General features: G+C 64.4%; 18 protein-coding genes and 1 riboswitch. Of the genes, 9 read left to right on the top strand and 9 right to left on the bottom strand.

What is annotated here, in order from left to right; genetic code table 11:
* Positions 1 to 15 precede the first annotated feature (15 nt).
* Entirely contained in the window at positions 16 to 783 is a 768-nt protein-coding gene (gloB, locus tag AC04SH_RS20190; RefSeq protein ID WP_488576357.1) for a hydroxyacylglutathione hydrolase, read from the bottom strand.
* 109 nt (positions 784 to 892) lie between these two features.
* Here gloB and AC04SH_RS20185 point away from each other — a divergent pair, with 109 nt between their 5' ends.
* The 3 genes from AC04SH_RS20185 to AC04SH_RS20175 all read left to right on the top strand — a co-directional run bounded on the left by AC04SH_RS20185 (position 893) and on the right by AC04SH_RS20175 (position 4,491).
* Complete coding sequence (locus tag AC04SH_RS20185) at positions 893 to 1,675, top strand: class I SAM-dependent methyltransferase (protein WP_488576533.1); 783 nt, start codon at positions 893 to 895, stop codon at positions 1,673 to 1,675.
* Between the two features lie 129 nt (positions 1,676 to 1,804).
* Entirely contained in the window at positions 1,805 to 3,628 is a 1,824-nt protein-coding gene (locus AC04SH_RS20180) for an ABC transporter ATP-binding protein/permease (RefSeq protein WP_488576356.1), read from the top strand.
* A gap of 62 nt (positions 3,629 to 3,690) precedes the next feature.
* Positions 3,691 to 4,491, top strand: coding sequence for a DUF1194 domain-containing protein (locus tag AC04SH_RS20175; RefSeq protein WP_488576532.1), 801 nt, complete (start codon positions 3,691 to 3,693; stop codon positions 4,489 to 4,491).
* 28 nt (positions 4,492 to 4,519) lie between these two features.
* On the opposite strand, the gene AC04SH_RS20170 is transcribed toward AC04SH_RS20175, so the two are convergent.
* The 3 genes from AC04SH_RS20170 to metX form a co-directional block, all read right to left on the bottom strand.
* Entirely contained in the window at positions 4,520 to 5,455 is a 936-nt protein-coding gene (locus AC04SH_RS20170) for a glycosyltransferase family 2 protein (RefSeq protein ID WP_112562217.1), read from the bottom strand.
* A gap of 325 nt (positions 5,456 to 5,780) precedes the next feature.
* Complete coding sequence (gene metW, locus AC04SH_RS20165) at positions 5,781 to 6,395, bottom strand: methionine biosynthesis protein MetW (RefSeq protein WP_477235979.1); 615 nt, start codon at positions 6,393 to 6,395, stop codon at positions 5,781 to 5,783.
* Entirely contained in the window at positions 6,392 to 7,561 is a 1,170-nt protein-coding gene (metX, locus tag AC04SH_RS20160) for a homoserine O-acetyltransferase MetX (RefSeq protein ID WP_477235981.1), read from the bottom strand. The genes metW and metX overlap by 4 nt, the downstream gene beginning before the upstream one ends.
* Before the next feature lie 61 nt (positions 7,562 to 7,622).
* Positions 7,623 to 7,700: riboswitch (SAM riboswitch) on the bottom strand.
* A gap of 129 nt (positions 7,701 to 7,829) precedes the next feature.
* On the opposite strand from metX, the gene hisC reads away from it, so the two are divergent.
* Together hisC and AC04SH_RS20150 are read left to right on the top strand one after the other, a co-directional pair.
* A complete protein-coding gene (hisC, locus tag AC04SH_RS20155; protein WP_488576355.1) occupies positions 7,830 to 8,939 on the top strand; it encodes a histidinol-phosphate transaminase in 1,110 nt (369 codons plus the stop codon).
* Between the two features lie 4 nt (positions 8,940 to 8,943).
* A complete protein-coding gene (locus tag AC04SH_RS20150) occupies positions 8,944 to 9,879 on the top strand; it encodes a prephenate/arogenate dehydrogenase family protein (RefSeq protein WP_477235985.1) in 936 nt (311 codons plus the stop codon).
* A gap of 7 nt (positions 9,880 to 9,886) precedes the next feature.
* Here the strand turns inward: AC04SH_RS20150 and AC04SH_RS20145 are convergent, their stop codons facing one another.
* Together AC04SH_RS20145 and AC04SH_RS20140 are read right to left on the bottom strand one after the other, a co-directional pair.
* The gene (locus AC04SH_RS20145) at positions 9,887 to 10,810 is read right to left on the bottom strand and encodes a sugar kinase (RefSeq protein ID WP_488576354.1); all 924 of its coding nucleotides are present in this window, start codon (positions 10,808 to 10,810) and stop codon (positions 9,887 to 9,889) included.
* Positions 10,811 to 10,875: 65 nt separating this feature from the next.
* Positions 10,876 to 11,874, bottom strand: coding sequence for a DUF2125 domain-containing protein (locus tag AC04SH_RS20140; RefSeq protein WP_488576353.1), 999 nt, complete (start codon positions 11,872 to 11,874; stop codon positions 10,876 to 10,878).
* Between the two features lie 122 nt (positions 11,875 to 11,996).
* Here AC04SH_RS20140 and AC04SH_RS20135 point away from each other — a divergent pair, with 122 nt between their 5' ends.
* The 3 genes from AC04SH_RS20135 (at position 11,997) to AC04SH_RS20125 (ending at position 14,295) form a co-directional block, all read left to right on the top strand.
* Positions 11,997 to 12,518, top strand: a complete 522-nt coding sequence (locus AC04SH_RS20135) for a gamma-glutamylcyclotransferase (RefSeq protein ID WP_477235991.1) — start codon at positions 11,997 to 11,999, stop codon at positions 12,516 to 12,518.
* 117 nt (positions 12,519 to 12,635) lie between these two features.
* A complete protein-coding gene (locus AC04SH_RS20130) occupies positions 12,636 to 13,583 on the top strand; it encodes an aldo/keto reductase (RefSeq protein WP_488576352.1) in 948 nt (315 codons plus the stop codon).
* Between the two features lie 85 nt (positions 13,584 to 13,668).
* The gene (locus AC04SH_RS20125; protein WP_488576351.1) at positions 13,669 to 14,295 is read left to right on the top strand and encodes a LysE family translocator; all 627 of its coding nucleotides are present in this window, start codon (positions 13,669 to 13,671) and stop codon (positions 14,293 to 14,295) included.
* Between the two features lie 18 nt (positions 14,296 to 14,313).
* On the opposite strand, the gene AC04SH_RS20120 is transcribed toward AC04SH_RS20125, so the two are convergent.
* Both AC04SH_RS20120 and AC04SH_RS20115 read right to left on the bottom strand, forming a co-directional pair.
* Positions 14,314 to 15,114 (bottom strand): lysophospholipid acyltransferase family protein, encoded by an 801-nt coding sequence (locus tag AC04SH_RS20120; RefSeq protein WP_488576350.1) that lies wholly within the window; start codon positions 15,112 to 15,114, stop codon positions 14,314 to 14,316.
* A 90-nt stretch (positions 15,115 to 15,204) separates the two neighbouring features.
* Positions 15,205 to 16,110: a LysR family transcriptional regulator gene (locus AC04SH_RS20115; RefSeq protein ID WP_488576349.1), complete on the bottom strand. Its 906-nt coding sequence runs from the start codon at positions 16,108 to 16,110 to the stop codon at positions 15,205 to 15,207.
* Positions 16,111 to 16,225: 115 nt separating this feature from the next.
* On the opposite strand from AC04SH_RS20115, the gene AC04SH_RS20110 reads away from it, so the two are divergent.
* The gene (locus tag AC04SH_RS20110) at positions 16,226 to 16,858 is read left to right on the top strand and encodes a pyridoxamine 5'-phosphate oxidase family protein (RefSeq protein WP_488576348.1); all 633 of its coding nucleotides are present in this window, start codon (positions 16,226 to 16,228) and stop codon (positions 16,856 to 16,858) included.
* Between the two features lie 5 nt (positions 16,859 to 16,863).
* Here AC04SH_RS20110 and AC04SH_RS20105 read toward each other — a convergent pair whose 3' ends face one another.
* Positions 16,864 to 17,589, bottom strand: coding sequence for a YdcF family protein (locus AC04SH_RS20105; RefSeq protein ID WP_488576347.1), 726 nt, complete (start codon positions 17,587 to 17,589; stop codon positions 16,864 to 16,866).
* Positions 17,590 to 17,643 lie beyond the last annotated feature (54 nt).

Below are 17,643 nucleotides of genomic sequence, written 5' to 3'. Positions count from 1 at the left end.
GGAATGTCACGATGGTCAGAAATTGTCCTTACGCTTGCGAATCTCGGCGAACACGTCGGCATCGCTGGCCTTTTCCATGCCGAGATGCTTGCGGATCGCCGGGTCGTGCCAGCGCAGGAACGGATTGGTCGACAGTTCCTCGCCGATCGTCGTCGGCAGCGTCGCCTTGTTGTCGGCGCGCAGCGTCTCGATTTTGGCGGCGCGCTCCTTCAGCGCCGAATTGGTCGGGTCCACAGTCAGCGCGAAGCGGGCATTGGAGAGCGTATATTCATGGCCGCAATAGATGACCGTGTCGGCCGGCAGTGCGGCGAGCTTCTTCAGCGATTCATACATCACCCGCGGCTTGCATTCGAACAGCCGGCCGCAGCCGAGCGCGAACAGCGTGTCGGCGGTGAACGCCACTTTCGAGGCCGGCAGGTGATAGGAGACGTGGCCCGCCGTGTGGCCCGGCGTGGCGATGACGTCGATCCGCTCGCCGCCGAGATGGACGACCGAGCCTTGGCCGACGGTCTCATCGATGCCGGGGATCTTTTCCTTTTCCGCCTCCGGTCCGACGATGCGCAGCTTGAAGCGCTCCTTCAGCGCCAGATTGGCCTCGACATGGTCGACATGGTGGTGGGTGGTCAGGATCATCGTCGGCTTCCAGCCGGTTCGCTCGATCGCGGCCAGGATCGGCGCTTCTTCGGGCGCGTCGATGATGGCGGTCTCGCCGCTCTTGGGGTCATGCACCAGCACGCCGAAATTGTCGCTGCGGCACATGAACTGTTCGATTTCGACCGGCATTTTCATCTCTCCATCTGTCGCCGCAGACATAGGGCGCTTGCCCGCCGATGTCATCCGGAACTTGGCACCTTTGTTGAACTTCAGCGGCATCGCAGCTACCGTCCCGCGCATGCATTCCGATATCGTCGATCTCCGTTCCTTCTATTCGACCACGCTCGGCCGCCTGGCCGAACGCTCGATCACCATGGCGCTGTCCTCGATATGGGCTGCCGTGCCCAATGAGCGGCTGGTCGGGCTCGGCTATACCTTGCCGTGGCTGGAGCGGTTCGGCACCGATGCCGAGCGGGTCTTTGCCTTCATGCCGGCCACCCAAGGTGCGGTGGTCTGGCCGGCGAGCGGGCCGACGTCGACGGCGCTGGTCTTCGACGAGGAACTGCCGCTGGTCGATTCCTGCATCGACCGCATGCTGCTCGTGCATTCGCTGGAGCATGTCGAAAACCCGCGCGAGACGCTGAACGAGATCTGGCGGGTGTTGTCGCCGGCGGGGCGTGTCGTCATCGTCGTGCCCAACCGGCGCGGCGTCTGGGCCCGGTTCGAGCACACGCCGTTCGGCAATGGCCGGCCGTTCTCGCGCGGCCAGCTCACCGAATTGCTGCGCGAGGCGAACTTCACGCCGGCCTCCTGGTCCGACGCGCTGTTCTTCCCGCCATCGCCGCGGCGCTTCATGATGCGGTTCCACAATGTGCTGGAGCGCGCCGGCAGGCGGTTCTGGCCGATCTTTTCCGGTGTCATCGTGGTCGAGGCGCAGAAGCGGCTCTATCAGGGCGTGCCGGTCGCCCAGCGCGCCTCGCGCCGTGTCTTCGTGCCGGTGCTGTCGCCGCACGGCGCGACAAGGCTTGGCCGTCGGGCCGACCGGGTGACACCGACCACACGCCGGATGACACTTTCGTGATCATGAGGTGTTGCGTGGGGATTTCCCACCTATCTGTCGCCGATGCATTCGCAGTCCGTTTGAGCGGCCGGTGCCTTCACGTCCCTCCATCCGGTTTCAGCAACGCTTCTGAACGCAAGGACCTCGCGCATGGCTGATCAACCGGACACGAACGCCACCGCTCAGCCGGTAACCGTCGAAGCCAGCAGCCTGCGCGATCAGGTGGCGACGATCAAACGGGCTTTGGTCGGGTCGCCGGTGCGCAACTGGCTGCTGTGGACGTCGGTCGGCATCATGGCCGTCATCGTCGCGACGTCGATCGGCCAGGTTCTGCTCAACCGCTGGAACCAGCCCTTTTACGATGCGCTGGCGCGCCGCGACATGGCGGCCTTCCTGAACCAGTTGCTCATCTTTGCGATGATCGCCGGCACGCTGCTGGTGCTCAACATCGCTCAGACCTGGCTCAACCAGATGATCCGGCTGAAGCTGCGCGAGGCGCTGACGCTCGACCTGATCGCTCAGTGGATGCGGCCGGCGCGGGCCTTCCGGCTGGCCAATGCCGGCGCCATTGGCGTCAATCCCGATCAGCGCATGCAGCAGGATGCCGCGCATCTGTCCGATCTGACGACGGACCTCGGCGTCGGCCTGCTGCAATCATTCATCCTGCTCGTGTCCTTCGTCGGCGTGTTGTGGCAATTGTCGTCGGGTTTCGTCTTCCACATCAACGGCTGGTCGCTGGCGATACCGGGCTACATGGTCTGGGCAGCGTTCCTCTATGCCGGAATCGCCTCCTGGCTGAGCTGGCTGGTCGGGCGGCCGCTGATTCGCCTCAACAGCGATCGCTACACGCGTGAGGCCGAGCTGCGCTCCTCGATGGTGCGGGTCAACGAAAACGTCGATGCCATTGCGCTCTACCATGGCGAAGCCGACGCCAAACGACGGCTCGAAATCGACCTCGGCACGGTGCTGGGCGCGATGCGGCGTATCTACACCGCGCAGATCAACCTGTCCTGGGTGACCGACACCTATGGCTGGATCACCGTGGTGGCGCCCATCCTGGTGGCATCGCCGGTCTATTTCTCGGGCGATATCAGCTTCGGCGGGCTGATGATGGCGGTCGGCGCCTTCAACCAGGTGCATTCGTCGCTGCGCTGGTTCATCAACAATATCGGCGGCATCGCCGACTGGCGCGCGACGCTGATGCGTGTCGCCGACTTCCGCATCGCGCTCGATGAAACCGATGTGCTGCACGACAAGGAAAGGCGCATCGAATTCGGCGACAGCGCCAATGGCAGCCTGACGTTCGAAAAGCTCCAGGTGGCCTCGCCCGAGGGCTGCACCAAGCTTGCCGACAGCCATGTCGAAATCCATCCCGGCGAGCGCGTCATGATCACCGGCGAGCCGGGCGCCGGCAAGACGCTGTTCTTCCGTGCCATCGCCGGCCTGTGGCCATGGGGCAGCGGACGCATCGGCCTGCCGGCGGGAGAGGTCCCGATCTTCGTGCCGCGCGTGCCGTATTTCCCGGTCGGCACTCTGCGCGAGGTCCTCGACCACCCGAATGGACCTGCGCCGGCGAGCGATGCCGACATTTCGGCGGTGCTCGCCGAGGTCGGTCTCGAGCGGCTGTCGTCCTCACTCGGCCGCACGGCGCGGTGGGATCACGAACTGGGCGATGACGAGCAACGTGCGCTCGCCTTCGCCAGGCTTGCCTTGCGGCAGCCGAAATGGGTGATCATCGACGAGGCGATGGATGCGTTCGACGGCCCGTCGCTGCGGCGCGTGCTGTCGATGCTGGAGAAACGCCTGCCAGACACCGCGATCCTCAATATCGGACGCGGTCTGCACAACGCTCATTTCTTTCCACGCGCGTTGAGCATCGTGAAGGATTTGGGCGCACCAGCGCTGAAACCGGCCCGCGTCAGGGCCGGCGCCATCGACCCGCCGCCGAAGGCGGTCGCGCGGCGAAAGAAGTAGGCGGGGCTTTATTTCGCCGCGATCGCGGCGAAGATTCCGATGGAAACATCGTGGGTCCGGCCATGCTCGACGCGCTCAGCCTGCTTGCCTGCCTTGCCTGCACCCCGGCAACGCCTGTGGCTGTCTCGGCCGACAGCACTGCCGTCGATGTCGAGCTGGTGCTGGCGGTCGACATCTCGCTGTCGATGGATGAGAGGGAGTTCGCCCTGCAGCGCGCCGGCTATGTCGAGGCGCTCAGGCATCCCGATTTCATCAAGGCCGTGCGCTCGGGCACGACCGGCCGCATCGCGCTTGCCTATTTCGAATGGGCGGGCGTCGTGCGCGAGGATGGCGTCATCGCCTGGCAGGTGATCGACAGCGCAGAGAGCGCCAACGCCTTCGCCGACAAAATTGCCGCGCGGCCGTTCCGCAGCTTTCGCGGCACCTCGATTTCCGGCGCGCTTGCCTTCGGCGCCGGGCTTTTCGACGGCACCGGCTTCGATGCGCCGCGCAGCGTTATCGACATTTCTGGCGACGGTCCCAACAACACCGGGCTGCCGGTCGCCACCACACGCGATGCCGCGGTGGCCAAGGGCATCGTCATCAACGGCCTGCCGATCCTGATCAGCCCGTCACCGACCTTCAGCCATCTCGACCAGTACTATGACGATTGCGTCACCGGTGGGCCCGGCTCCTTCGTGCTGCCGATCTACGCGGCCTCCGAATTCGCCACCGCCATACGCCGCAAGCTTATCCTGGAGGTGAGCGGCATTGCCGATGCGACCGTGGTCACGATCGACGCGGCAGCGCCCATGGACTGCCTGCAGGGTGAACGCGACCGGCGGCTTTATTCCGACCCTTATTTCCCGGAACTCGACAAATGACGCCTAGAGACAGTTCCCGACGGAAGCTCTAGGCGGGCCGCGCACCGTATTTGTCGCGAAATTCGGCGTAGAGATCGCGGCGCCAGCGCCGGCCGCCGACATAGCCGCGAAACAGTTGCGGCAGCGAATAGCCGAGCGCCTTGGATGACCGGTTGGCCAGATAGCCGGAGAACGCCTGCGAAACCCTGCCCTTGAGCGCGTCGGCGATGAGCTGCCGGGCGATCATGTAGGGCGGAATGTGGGGGTAGCGGTCGGCGATATAGGGGTGCTTGTCGATCAAACTGGCATAGGCTTCGACATAGCCATCGCGCTGTCCGGAGATGGAATTCTCCGAATTGTATTTTTTCCAGTCGATCACTTCGGACAACTGCGCGCCGCTGCGCCGGGCAAAGCGCAGCAGCAATTCGCGATCCTGCATGCGCGTGACGTCGCTGTCGTAACCGCCAATGGCAAGCAGCGACTCGCGCCGGGCGGTGATTGCGGAGCCTGCAATGAAGATGGTCTGCGCGACAAGGGCACGTTCCAGCGAGTCGCGGCTCAGGAGAGCTTCGCGGTTGACGCAATTGGTGCGGCGATTGCCCTTCAACGACACGAAGGAACTGATCAGCACTTCGAGCGAGGGATTGTTGTCGAACTGCTCCAGCGTCCGCACCAGCCGATCCGGCAAATAGACGTCGTCGGAATCGAGGAATGTCACCACCGGCGCCCGTGCCCGCTCGATGCCGGCATTGCGGGCGGCATTGGCGCCACGCCATTTCGAGCCGACATAGATCAGCCGTGGATCGCGGATTTCGGCGAGTGCCGCAGCCGTGCCGTCGGTCGAGCCGTCATCGACGACGATGTGCTCGAACCGGGCAAAATTCTGCGCCAGCACGCTCTCGACGGCGCGCACCACCTTGCTGCGGCGATTGTGCGTCGGCGTGATCACCGAGATCAGCGGAGCGAGGTCGGTTGTCTTGGACATGCTGCTTCGATTATGCCCCGAATTCCCTGGAAGCCGGATGCTTTGACAGGTTCGCCTTCCAAGCCTTACCTCGGGATGGCATTCGATTCGACGCTACAAAAAACCAGCGGCAATGTCATCACAAACTGTTGAGCCAGGATGCCCGTAGGCCAGCCGATTACCCCTGACGTAATCGACCGATGGTCGTCATTTCCGCAGATTGCGCCACCGGAGCCGGTTATTGCGCTTCGATCGAACAGGGAGTTCAGCCATGACCGATGTGGTCATCGCCGACGGTGTCAGGCACCCGCACAAGGCCACCGACGTGCTGGAATAGGGGCAAACTCTATCGCTTCAGCAAGAACACCGCCTGCTGGCCGAAGAAATTCCAGAACCACCATGGCATCGACAGGCCGATCTTCTGGCCATTGCCGTCGAGGGCGGTGGCTTTCTCGACCGAGGCGCCGAGTTCCTCGACCAGATTAACGAAGTCGCGGATGGTGCAGAAATGGATGTTGGGCGTGTCGTACCAGGAATAGGGCAGGTCCTCGGTCACCGGCATCCGTCCCTTGAAGAACAGCGACAGCCGCACCCGCCAGTGGCCGAAATTGGGGAAGGAGACGATGGCGCGGTTGCCGATCCTCAGGAGTTCGTCGAGCACCAGCTTCGGGTTGCGGGTGGCCTGCAGCGTCTGCGACAGGACGACGAAGTCAAAACCCTTGTCGGGATAGAATTCGAGGTCGGTGTCGGCATCGCCCTGGATGACCGAGAGGCCGCGCGCCACGCATTCGTTGACGCCGCGCTGCGACAGTTCCAGGCCGCGGCCGTCGACCTGCTTGGTTTCCTGCAGGAGTTCGAGCAGCAGGCCGTCGCCGGAGCCAACATCGAGCACCCTGGACTGCGGCGGTATGAGGTTGGCGACGACTTCGAGGTCGACGCGCTGGCTGCCGTTGACGCTCATGAGGCGAGCCCCTTGGCGCGAGCCGCCGAGCCGATGAAGCCCTTGATGGCGGCGAACAATTCCGGCTCGTCGAGCAGGAAGGCATCATGGCCGCGGTCGGTGTCGATCTCGACGAAAGAGACGGACGCGCCGGCAGCGTTCAGCGCATGCACGATCGAGCGGCTCTCTTCGGTCGGGAACAGCCAGTCCGAAGTGAACGACACCAGGCAAAAGCGCGTCTTGGTGCCGGCAAAGGCATCGGCCAACCGGCCGCCATGGTCGGCGGCGAGGTCGAAATAGTCCATCGAACGGGTCATGTAGAGGTAGGAATTGGCGTCGAAGCGGTCGACGAAGGTCATGCCCTGATGGCGCAGATAGCTCTCGATCTGAAAGTCGGCGTCGAAACCGAAGGTCAGCGCTTCGCGGTCCTGCAGATTGCGGCCGAACTTGCGGTGCAGTGCCGCTTCCGACAGATAGGTGATGTGGGCCGCCATGCGCGCCACCGCCAGCCCCTTTTCCGGGCGCTTGCCGTGCTCGAAATACTTGCCGCCATGCCAGTCCGGGTCGGCCATGACGGCCTGGCGGCCGACCTCGTGGAAGGCAATGTTCTGAGAGGAATGGCGCGCGCCGGTGGCGATCGGCAGCGCCGAGAAGACGCGATCGGAATAGCACGATGCCCATTCCAGCACCTGCATGCCGCCCATCGAGCCGCCGAGCACGCAAAACAGCTTTTCGATGCCGAAATGGTCGACCAGCATCAATTGCGCCCGCACCATGTCGCGAATGGTGATGATTGGTAGGTCGAGCCCGTAGGGCTTGCCGGTGGCCGGGTTGGTCGAGGCCGGACCCGTGGAGCCGAGGCAGCCGCCGATGACGTTGGAGCAGATGACGAAGAAGCGGTTGGTGTCGATGATCTTGCCGGGGCCGATCAGCACTTCCCACCAGCCGGGCTTGCCGGTCACCGGATTGGTGTTGGCGACGTGCTGGTCGCCGGTCAGCGCGTGGCAGACCAGAATGGCGTTAGAGCGGGCGTCGTTCAGCGTGCCGTAGGTCTGGTAGGCGATCTGGAATGGCGACAACAGCGTGCCGGCGTCGAGCTTGAGCGGCTTGTCAGGGCCAAAACGCAACACCGGGCTCGACGGGTTGTCGGCCTCGTTGTTGGTTTTTGCGGCGCGGAGCGCGGTCATGTGACTCTCCTTGCCCGCCGTCAGGCAATAAAAAAACCGGCAATGCGATCGCAAAGCCGGTTACGTCACGCAAACGGCCCTTTAGCGAGTTGTTTAACGTGGCTGCAAGCCGACCGGCCAAATCACCACGGAACTGTTCCCGTTCTTCTAGAACTCGCGCGGGCCGGCGTCAACGGCCACCTATTGCCGCCGCCTCTCGACATTCGCGGCTACGGCTTGTATTTCCGCTGCGGCCTCCGGACGGAGGCATTCTCGACGGATTTGCGACATGGACAAGACAGCGGACAAGGCACGGCCAACGCCCCGCGCGGGCATCATGGACATCGACGCCTATGTGCCGGGCAAGAGCACGGCGCCGGCCGGCGTCGCCAAGGTCCATAAATTGTCGTCGAACGAGAACCCGCTCGGCCCGTCACCGAAAGCAATCGAGGCCGCGCGCGAGGTCGCTGCCAAGCTTGATGTCTATCCCGATGGCACCGCCCGCCGGCTGCGCGAGGCGATCGCCGAAGTGCATGGCCTGAACCCGGCGAACATCATCTGCTCCAACGGTTCTGACGAGATCCTCGGCCTTCTGGCCCAGACCTATCTGGCGCCCGGCGATGAGGCCATCATCACCGAACACGCCTTCATGATCTACAAGATCTACATCCAGTCGGCCGGCGGGACACCGGTGACGGTCAAGGAGACCGACGAGCGCGCCGATGTCGACGCGATCCTCGCCGCGGTGACGCCGCGGACCAAAATCGTCTTCCTTGCCAATCCCAACAATCCGACCGGCACCTATCTGCCGTTCCAGGAGGTCCGTCGCCTGCATGCCGCGTTGCCCGGCAACGTGCTTCTGGTGCTCGATGCTGCCTACGCCGAATATGTCCGGCGCAACGATTATGAGGCCGGCATCGAGCTGGCGGGCAGCGCGCAGAACGTTGTCATGACCCGCACCTTCTCCAAGCTAGGCCTAGGCGGCGCGCGCATCGGATGGATGTACGGTCCCCTGCACATTGTCGATGCCATCAACCGCATCCGCGGCCCTTTCAATGTCAACGCAACCGCCATCGAGGCCGGCATTGCCGCCATTCGCGACCGCGCGCATGTCGAGCGCAGCGCCGTGCACAACGAGACATGGCTCACCTGGCTGAATGAAGAGCTGACGAAGCTTGGTCTCAGGGTGACACCGAGCGTTGGGAATTTCGTTCTCATCCATTTCCCTGAGGACAAGAAGCACTCGGCAGAAGCGGCGGACGAGTACCTCACGCAGCGCGGCTATATCTTGCGACGGGTTACCGGCTATGGCTTTCCCAACGCGCTGCGCATGAGCGTCGGCATCGAAGAAGCCAATCGCGGCGTGATCGACGCCCTCACGACATTCCTGAAAAGCTGAAGACATGACATCACCGATGTTCGAGAAAATCGCGCTGGTCGGCATCGGCCTGATCGGCTCGTCGCTGGCCCGCATCATCCGCCGCGAGGGCCTCGCCCGCCATGTCGCCATCGCGACGCGCAGCCCGGCCACGCTGGCGCGTGCGAAGGAACTCGGTCTCGGTGAGTCCTACACCACGGACGCAAAAGAAGCGGTTCGCGATGCCGACCTCATCATCGTCTCGGTGCCTGTGGGATCGTCGGGCGAGGTGGCGCAAGAGATCGCGCCGGCGCTGAAAAAGGGTGCCATCCTCACCGATGTCGGTTCGACCAAGGCCTCCGTTATCGCGCAGATGCAGCCCCACGTGCCGGACGGCGTGCATTTCATCCCCGGACATCCGCTGGCGGGTACCGAGAAGTCGGGACCGGATGCGGGTTTCGCCGAGCTGTTCGAAAACCGCTGGTGCATCTTCACGCCGCTGTCGGGCACCGACCCGCAGGCACTGGAAAAGCTGTCTGAGTTCTGGCGGCGCTGCGGCTCGAACATCGACACGATGGACCCGCAGCATCACGACATGACGCTGGCCATCGTCTCGCATCTGCCGCACATCATCGCCTACAACATCGTCGGCACCGCCGACGACCTGGAATCGGTGACAAAGACCGAGGTCATCAAATATTCGGCCTCGGGTTTCCGCGACTTCACCCGTCTTGCCGCCTCCGACCCGACCATGTGGCGCGATGTGTGCCTGCACAACAAGGACGCCATCCTCGAAATGCTGGCGCGCTTCTCGGAGGATCTGGCTTTCCTGCAGCGGGCGATCCGCTGGGGCGACGGCGACAAGCTGTTCGACCTCTTCACCCGCACGCGTGCCGTGCGCCGCTCGATCATCGAGGCCGGCCAGGACATTGACGTGCCGGATTTTGGCCGGCAGGCGGTCGAACACCCCGTCAAGAGCTAAATCCGTTTCAGGCAGGCCATGTCGCCGCGACCATGGCCATTGTCTCGGCACGATCCGGCGCGCCCAGCCGGCCGCCGAAGCGCTGGCATTTGAGCGCGGCAGCAGCACTGGCAAAGCGCAAGGCCTGCTCGATCGGCATGGCTTCGGCGAGCCCAACGGCAAAGGCGCCGTGAAAGATGTCGCCGGCGGCCAGCGTGTCGATGGCCTTGATCTTCGGCGCTGCGATGTGGCGCACGCAGCCGGCGGAATGGTCATGCCACCAGCTTCCCGCCGCGCCGCCGGTGACCGCAACGAAGGCATCGGTGCGGCTGGCTAGGTCGGCACAGGCGGTTTCAGGGTCCAGCGCATGGCCACAGACGATGCGGGCGGCCGTCTCCGAAGCGACGATGTGCGAGGCCAGCGGCAACAGAAGCTCCAGCACTTCGAGCGGCGCTGTGTCGGCATCGAGGATCGCCGGCCTGCCGGCGCCGCGCGCGGCGGTCAAGGCAAGGGCGGCAGCGCCCGGCCAGCGCACATCGACCAGAACGGCGTCAAAGGCGGCAAGGTCTGTGACGGGCAGCGTCTCGGGATCAGCCTGCGTCTTCGGGTCGTAGAAAGGCACGATAACGCGCTCGCCATGGGTGTCTACCAGGATCGAGGCCAGCGCCGAACGCGCACCTTGAACGCGGCGGACAAAACTACAGTCGACGCCCTCGGCCGCTACGCCGGCCAGCAGCTGGTCGCCGATGGCATCGTCACCCGCACTTGCCCACAAAAACACCTCGGCGCCGAGACGGTGTGCGGCGCAGGCGGCACTTGTCGCCATGCCGGCGGCGAGCTGGACGCCGTCCGAGGCGATGAACTTGCCCTGATGCGTGGGCAGGGTCTCGACGCGCAGGATGGTGTCCAGCGTCAGCGCGCCGACACTCAGCAGTTTCACCGGCCGGCTCATGTGTTGTTGGCTTGGCTAGGCATGGATCTTCCCCCGAAAGCGGTTCCCGCCTTTGGGATCATGGTCTAGTCGAGCGGCTTGATCTTGCCCAGCGGAATGAAGCCGAGCGAGGCCTTGCCCTTCACCACCTTGAGCGGCATCGTCGGTTCGTTGCCGAGCAGCGCCAGGCCGGCAAAGCCTTGTTCGATCTGGCTCTTCTGCTCGGGGATGGCGGTGGCGAGGATTGCCGCCACGGCTTTGGGATCCTTGAGCTTGATCGTCAGGTCGGCGTTGACCAGGCCTTTGGCGTCGACCGATACCGGGCCGGAAACGGTGATGCGCGCGGTTCCCGACGACAGATCGAGCTTGTGGATGTCGGCCGCCTGGCCGCGCAGGCTCCTGGCCTCGGTTCGTATCAGCGCCACGCCGTCCTTCAGCGTCGCGTCGCCGCTGCCGTCGAGTGGCGGCAGCACGCGCCCGCCGATCGCATCGGCATCGATCTCAAGATCGGTGAAGTTTCCGACATAACCAAGGTCCTGGCCATCGGGGCGCAACTCTCCTGCCGCGGTCCCAGCGCTGAACAGAGATACCGGATCGGTGTCATCGGCCGGATCGGTCTGGCCGGACAGTCCCTCGGCCTGCAGCGAAATGCTACGGGGCAAGGGCCAGGACAGCTTTGCACCGGCCTGCAGTTTGTCCCAGTCGATCCAGAGCGGGGGCATTCCGGGCACCGATGTGCGCAGCGGTCCGCGCAACTTCGCGGCGGGCGACAGCGGGCGGATGAGTTCGGCCAGAAAGTTGAAGCTGCCGGTCGAGGCGGCGACGTTCCTGGCGTCGTCCTCGTAAGCCAGCGTATCACAGGAAACGGCAAAGCTCAGGGGATAGCCGCTAACCGTAAGGTTGGCGCAGCCGGCTTCGATGCCTTTGGTGTTCAGCTGCGCCACCGCCTTGTCGGCTTCGGTTCTGACGCGGCTGGCAACATAGAACCATACCGCGCTGTAGGCGCCGAACAGCATCACGACGAAAGCGGCGAGCCAGAACAGCCGGCGGCGAAATTTTGACGGACGCTCGTCAGTTGACGTCATGCTGCGGCTTTCATTAACGCGGCGTGTTGCGGGTGGACTGTGGTTTACGCAACAAGCAAATAGGCAGAAGGGCACCGATTCCGATGCGGTGTCGTCACTCTCGTGCAATCAGGCTTGGCGATATGGGCGATTTTTGGGTTTTTGGCTACGGCTCGCTGATCTGGCGGCCGGGATTCGCGCATGTCGAGACCCGCCGCGCGCGCCTTTACGGCTATCGCCGGTCGCTCTGCGTCTATTCCTTCGTGCATCGCGGCACGCGTGAGCGGCCGGGCCTGGTGCTCGGCCTCGATCGCGGCGGCTCCTGCATCGGACTGGCGTTTCGCGTGCCCGGTGAGTTGCGCGATGAGGTGCTTGCCTATCTGCGCGAGCGCGAACTGGTGACCAGCGTCTACCTTGAGCGTGTGCTCGACATCCGCCTCGACGGCGGCGAAACGGTCCCAGCGGTTGCCTATATCGTCGACCGCCAGCATCAGCAGTATGCCGGCGGTCTCGATGCGGCGCATGCGGCAAGCGTCGTCCGCGGCGCCATCGGCCAGTCCGGAAATAATGAGGACTATGTGCTGAGCGCGGTCGAGCACCTCGAAGCGCTCGGTATCAGCGATCACTGGCTGGAAGAGGTGGCGAAACGGGTCGCGCCTTTGTGAAGCGCTGGTCCGCTGGAAAAATTGGCTGAGGCCTTTGACCTCGGCGTGGCGAGACCTAGCTTAGCTGCGGCCCGAAGCATTCGGGGTCGCCCGCCGCCAGCCTCACGGAGCCAGATCTTGCAGAAACGCCGTCTCGGTCAAACCGACCTTTCCATCGCGCCGCTGGTTCTGGGCGGCAATGTTTTCGGCTGGACCGCCGACGAGAAGACCTCCTTCGACCTGCTCGACCGGTTCGCCGGCGCCGACATCAACGCCATCGACACGGCCGACGCCTATTCGCGCTGGGTGCCCGGCAACAAGGGCGGCGAGTCCGAGACGATCATCGGCAAATGGATGAAAAGCCGCGGCAACCGCGACAAGATCGTCGTCATTACCAAGGTCGGCTCGGATATGGGGCAAGGCAAAAAGGATTTGTCGGCCGCCCATATCGAGAGGGCGGTCGAGGCATCGCTGAAGCGGCTGCAGACCGACGTCATCGACCTTTATCTGTCGCATTGGCCTGATCCGACCACGCCTTACGAGGAAACGCTCGGCGCCTACGAGAAGCTGCTTGCCGCGGGCAAGGTCCGCCATATCGGCGCCTCCAACCTCGACGCTGGCCAGTTGCGTGCGGCGCTCGACGTGGCCAGCCTGCGCGGGCTGCCGCGCTATGCCGTGCTGCAGCCGGAATACAACCTTTACGATCGCTCATCTTTCGACGGGCCGCTGCATGATCTGTGCGCGGCGGAGGATATCGGCGTCATCACCTATTTCGCTCTCGCCAAAGGGTTTTTGAGCGGCAAATACCGCAGCGAGGCCGATCTTGGCAAAAGTGAACGCGGCGGTGGCGTGAAGGGCTATCTCAATGCGCGCGGAATGCGCATTCTTGCGGCACTCGACGCTGTGTCGGCGCGGCATTCGGCCAGCCAGGCGGAAGTCGCGCTCGCCTGGGTGATGGCGCAGCCCGGCATCACCGCGCCGATCGCCAGCGCCACGACGCTCGATCAGGTCGACAGCCTGATGCGCGCAGCATCGCTGAAGCTCAGCGCGGAGGATCTCGCGGCGCTGGACAAGGCCAGCGCCTAGCCGCGCCACGTTCGGCACGATCGTTCAAGACGACGGCTGTCCGGCTCGCCACACTGCTCTCCACTGTCGTGGGAGAGGGAGCAGCATGGCCGCAGACATTCTTTCGCAGGCACAGCCCTGGCAGCAATTGCTGGCGCTGGTGCTGGCGGCAAGCGTCGTCATGGGCAGTCCAGGCCCGGCGACGATCAGCGTCACGGCGATAGGCGCCGCCTTCGGCCTGCGCAATTCGCTACGCTACACATCGGGGATCATTCTGGGTACAGCCGCGGTGCTGCTGGTGGTGGCCACCGGCATCACGGCGGTGCTCGCCTCGATGCCGGGGATGGCGCCGGTGCTGGCGGTCGCTTCCGCCGCCTACATCCTCTATCTCGCCTATAAAATAACGACGGCGCCGCCGCTGGCGGCACGCGACAGCGGGGCTGTGCTGCCAACCTTCCTCGGCGGCTTCCTGCTCGCCGTCGCCAATCCGAAGGCCTATGTCGCGATTGCCGCGGTCCTTGCCGGCTCCGCGACGGCGGTCGGCGCCGATGCTCTCGGCGTTCCGGCGAGGCTCGCGGTTCTCACCCTGATGATCGTCGCCATTCATGTGCTGTGGCTGCTGGCCGGCGCTGCCTTCGCCCGCACCCTGCGCCAGCCGCTGGCGTCGCGGATCATCAACCTGGTGTTCGCGGCAACGCTGGTGCTGACCACGGCTCTGGCGGCGTGGCCGTGAGCCAGAAGGTGCCGGAGATCAGGCCTTGGTTTTCGCGGCCTCGGCGAGTTCGGCCAGCCGTTTCACCGCTGTTGGCGGCATTGGCGGCGGGTTCGGCGCGCGGGAAGCTTCGATCAGCAACTGATCGCAGGCGGCTTCGGTCTCGCCGATCAGCCGGTCCATGAATTCGTCCTTGCCGAGCCCGGGCGGGATCGGCGGCAGGAAGCGAGCCTTGATGGTGCCGGGAAAGCGCATGAATTTGCGGCGCGGCCAATAGAGACCGGCGGCATGGGCAACCGGCACCACCGGCACGCCAAGCTGCGCGTAAAGTTCGACAATGCCGTATTTGTAGGCCGGCTCGTCGCCAGGTGCGCGGCGCGTGCCTTCGGGATAGATGATCAGCTGGCGCGGATTGCGTGCCATTTCCTGTCTGGTCGAGGCGACGACCTGCTTCAGCGCCTTGGAGCGGCTGCCGCGGTCGACCGGGATCATCCGCATCTTCATGATGTACCATCCGAAGAAGGGGATCCAGGTCAGCTCGCGCTTGAGGATGTAAAGCGGGTCCTGGAGAAGCGGAAAGAAAGCGATCGCGTCCCAGAACGATTGGTGTTTCGGCGCCAGGATGAAGGAGCCCTCCGGCAGGTTCTCCAGACCGGTGATGTCGCTCCTGGTGCCGGCGATCTTGTCGTAGAGCCACAGGCTGGTGCGCGACCAGAATTTCGGCACGAACCAGGCGCGGTGGCGCGGCGACAGGAAATAGTACGGGGTCCAGAGGATCATCTGGACGATCAGGTTGACGTAGAAGACGAAGTTGAACGCCAGCGAGCGGATATAGAGCATGCGGGGAAGGGCCCGTTGAGGAGGTGTGCGTTGGTTACACCAAGCGCGGGCAAAAAGGAAACTCCGCAATGACCGCAGCCAGCCCTCAGCTCACCACGCGGCCTGCAGCAGCCGCTGCTTCAGCCGCGGAGCGGCTAAATCGAGGAATGCCCTGAGTTTGACCGGCAGCAGGCCCTGGCCGGCATGGACGAGGCTCACCGGCCATGGCTGTGGCTCGAAGGGCTGCAAGACCGGGACGAGCACGCCGGAGCGTACCGCGTCGGCGATCTGGTAGGACAGCACGCGGGTCATGCCGGCGCCGGCAATCGCGGCATCGATCGCCGCTTCGGCGGTGTTGACGCGCAGCCGGGAGCGGATCGGCACGATCAGTTCGCCCTTGCCGCCAGCAAAGCTCCAGCTGGCGAGAGCGGAGGACCCCTCGAAACTGATGCACTCATGCGCAGCCAGATCTTCCGGCGCCAGTGGCATGCCGTGCGCGGCGATATAGGCGGGGCTGGCGCACACGACGCGGCGGATCGCGCCGACGCGGATGGCGACCAGGCTCGAAGGCGCAAGCTCGCCGATGCGGATGGCGAGATCGAGATGCTCCTCGGCCAGCTGGGTTATCCGGTCGGCCAGCGTCAGGCGGATGTTGACTTGGCTGTAGGCCGCGAGGAACTCTGTGACGACGGGCAGCACGTGCAGGCGGCCAAAGACGATCGGGGCGGTGATTAACAGGTCGCCGGTCGGCGTGCTGTATTCGCCGGCGGCGGTGCGCTCGGCCTCGCCGACCTCGCCCAGGATACGGCGGCAGGCGGCGAGATAGGCCTGGCCGGCATCGGTCAGCGTCAACTGCCGGGTCGAACGGTTCAGCAGGCGCGTCTGCAGATGCTGTTCGAGGTCGGAGACCTTGCGGCTGACCGTCGCCAGCGGAATGCCGAAACGGCGACCGGCAGCGGACAGGCTGCCGGCTTCCACAGCAGCGACGAACAGCGACATGGCTTCGAGGCGATCCACGGCTTCTTCCGGAAATTGGAAGGATAGGTTGCGAATATGCCATCTACATCCGGAAGATGGAAGCCTCTACATCGGAGCAGACAATGGCCAGAGATTTGGCCTCGCGGAGTCTTTCATGAACGCGCATACCTTCACCAGCGACGTCGCCTTCACACCGACGGTCAAGGCAATCCAGACCCGTAAGGGGTCGCGCAGGGGTTATGCCAGCGCCGAGGAGCGCGGCGGATGGCGCGCCCATATCACGCCGGACCTCGCTGACTTCATCGCGGCGCAGACCAGCGTCTTCCTGTCGACGGCCAATGTCGACGGCCAGCCCTATATCCAGCATCGCGGCGGGCCTGCCGGCTTCCTCAAGGTGCTGGACGAGAAGACCATCGGCTTTGCCGATTTCTCGGGGAACAGGCAGTTCATCACCCAAGGCAATCTTGCCGACAACAACCAGGCCTTCCTGTTCCTGATCGACTATGCGCATCGGCAGCGCGTCAAGATCTGGGGCACGGCGCGCGTCGTCGAGGACGATGCCGAACTTTTGGCAAAGCTGATGCCGCAGGACTACAAGGCGCGCCCCGAGCAGGTCATCCTGTTCACCGTCTCGGCCTGGGACGCCAATTGCCCGCAGCATATTCCGCAGCGTTTCGAGGCCGCCGATGTGGCGGCGGCCCTTGCCGAACGCGACAAGCGGATTGAGCGGCTCGAACAGGAGATTGCGCGGCTGCGCGGCGCCTCGGACGGCGCGGCCAAGGGGTAATCGACTCAGTCCTTTGCGGTCGAAACCTCGGCCAGCGCGACGCTGTCGGCGGTCTGGCGGACCGGGACGATGCCGCGCGCCAGCGCCAGCAGATATTTGCTGTACTCGGTCAGAAGCACGCGCAGCGCTTCCGGTTTAGTCAGCCAGTCGCCATTGTCGAGGTTGGTGTTGACCACCGGATAGGGTTCAAGCCTGGCGCCGTGCAGCAGACGGCCCATCTCCAGCAGGCTGCGCGGCATATGATAATTGTTGGTGACGAGGATGACGCTGCCATAGGCGTGGCTCTCCACCCATTTGGCGCTCTCCTGGGCATTGCCGATCGTGTCGAGCGCGGCGCGGTCGATGTCGACGCAGCAGGAAAACAGCGCCTTGTCGCCGCCGGTCGCGGCTTGCAATTGGCGGCGGCTGGCGGAGGGATGTACGCCTGAGATCAGCAGCCGCTCGCCCTTGCCGGAGGCAAGCAGATCGAGTGCGGCGTCGAGGCGCGCCTGACCGCCGGTCAAGACGATGATCGCATCGGCCTTGGCCGGATCGGCCGGGGTGGTCATGTGGCTGACCTTGCTGGCGAACCAGCCGAAGCCGCCGGCAAACAGCGCCACCAGCAGCAGCAGACAGAGGGAGGCGAGACGCAACGCCGTCCGCAAACGACCCGGGCCGGTGCGTACACGTGAAGGCGCACCCACCACTGGCATCTGTCCAGCCGTCCCGGTCGAGTTCCGCGCGTCCATCATCCTATGGTTAATCCTGAAATGCCGCTTTGATAAGGAAAAAAGCGCACATTGCGT

It is taken from the genome of Mesorhizobium sp. CNPSo 4688, assembly GCF_057784295.1.
The sequence above is the reverse complement of the archived record's forward strand: the minus strand, read 5'-3'. Positions and strand labels throughout refer to the sequence as shown.

Excerpts from the sequence above, each read along its gene's own strand:
- gloB (WP_488576357.1), bottom strand. The coding sequence starts at position 783 with ATGCCGGTCGAAATCGAACAGTTCATGTGCCGCAGCGACAATTTCGGC.
- AC04SH_RS20185 (WP_488576533.1), top strand. The coding sequence starts at position 893 with ATGCATTCCGATATCGTCGATCTCCGTTCCTTCTATTCGACCACGCTC.
- AC04SH_RS20180 (WP_488576356.1), top strand. The coding sequence starts at position 1,805 with ATGGCTGATCAACCGGACACGAACGCCACCGCTCAGCCGGTAACCGTC.
- AC04SH_RS20175 (WP_488576532.1), top strand. The coding sequence starts at position 3,691 with ATGCTCGACGCGCTCAGCCTGCTTGCCTGCCTTGCCTGCACCCCGGCA.
- AC04SH_RS20170 (WP_112562217.1), bottom strand. The coding sequence starts at position 5,455 with ATGTCCAAGACAACCGACCTCGCTCCGCTGATCTCGGTGATCACGCCG.
- metW (WP_477235979.1), bottom strand. The coding sequence starts at position 6,395 with ATGAGCGTCAACGGCAGCCAGCGCGTCGACCTCGAAGTCGTCGCCAAC.
- metX (WP_477235981.1), bottom strand. The coding sequence starts at position 7,561 with ATGACCGCGCTCCGCGCCGCAAAAACCAACAACGAGGCCGACAACCCG.
- hisC (WP_488576355.1), top strand. The coding sequence starts at position 7,830 with ATGGACAAGACAGCGGACAAGGCACGGCCAACGCCCCGCGCGGGCATC.
- AC04SH_RS20150 (WP_477235985.1), top strand. The coding sequence starts at position 8,944 with ATGACATCACCGATGTTCGAGAAAATCGCGCTGGTCGGCATCGGCCTG.
- AC04SH_RS20145 (WP_488576354.1), bottom strand. The coding sequence starts at position 10,810 with ATGAGCCGGCCGGTGAAACTGCTGAGTGTCGGCGCGCTGACGCTGGAC.
- AC04SH_RS20140 (WP_488576353.1), bottom strand. The coding sequence starts at position 11,874 with ATGACGTCAACTGACGAGCGTCCGTCAAAATTTCGCCGCCGGCTGTTC.
- AC04SH_RS20135 (WP_477235991.1), top strand. The coding sequence starts at position 11,997 with ATGGGCGATTTTTGGGTTTTTGGCTACGGCTCGCTGATCTGGCGGCCG.
- AC04SH_RS20125 (WP_488576351.1), top strand. The coding sequence starts at position 13,669 with ATGGCCGCAGACATTCTTTCGCAGGCACAGCCCTGGCAGCAATTGCTG.
- AC04SH_RS20120 (WP_488576350.1), bottom strand. The coding sequence starts at position 15,114 with ATGCTCTATATCCGCTCGCTGGCGTTCAACTTCGTCTTCTACGTCAAC.
- AC04SH_RS20110 (WP_488576348.1), top strand. The coding sequence starts at position 16,226 with ATGAACGCGCATACCTTCACCAGCGACGTCGCCTTCACACCGACGGTC.
- AC04SH_RS20105 (WP_488576347.1), bottom strand. The coding sequence starts at position 17,589 with ATGATGGACGCGCGGAACTCGACCGGGACGGCTGGACAGATGCCAGTG.